The sequence below is a fragment of the Citrobacter sp. Cpo103 genome (assembly GCF_030332605.1).
Taxonomy (GTDB): domain Bacteria; phylum Pseudomonadota; class Gammaproteobacteria; order Enterobacterales; family Enterobacteriaceae; genus Citrobacter; species Citrobacter portucalensis.
In genome coordinates this window covers 1-281 of record NZ_JAOWHO010000006.1, presented here as the reverse complement: position 1 = coordinate 281, position 281 = coordinate 1, and the positions used below count along the sequence as shown (strand labels likewise).

The window sequence follows — 281 nt, the reverse complement described above, 5'->3', positions numbered from 1 at the left end:
CACACTACCATCGGCGCTACGGCGTTTCACTTCTGAGTTCGGCATGGGGTCAGGTGGGACCACCGCGCTACAGCCGCCAGACAAATTCTTTTCTAAGTGCCGAACTTTAACCGAAAAACTGGTGCTGATACCCAGAGTCGAACTGGGGACCTCACCCTTACCAAGGGTGCGCTCTACCAACTGAGCCATATCAGCACATTAAATTTGATGCCTGGCAGTTCCCTACTCTCGCATGGGGAGACCCCACACTACCATCGGCGCTACGGCGTTTCACTTCTGAG

1 tRNA gene and 1 rRNA gene are annotated in these 281 nt (G+C 54.4%); both read right to left on the bottom strand.

The annotated features are described in order from the left end of the window. Nucleotides 1-81: ribosomal RNA gene (rrf, locus tag OGX89_RS00035) — 5S ribosomal RNA — on the bottom strand; the annotation flags it as partial. Nucleotides 82-119: 38 nt separating this feature from the next. Further along, nucleotides 120-195 (bottom strand) — tRNA-Thr (locus tag OGX89_RS00030). Nucleotides 196-281: the final 86 nt, after the last annotated feature.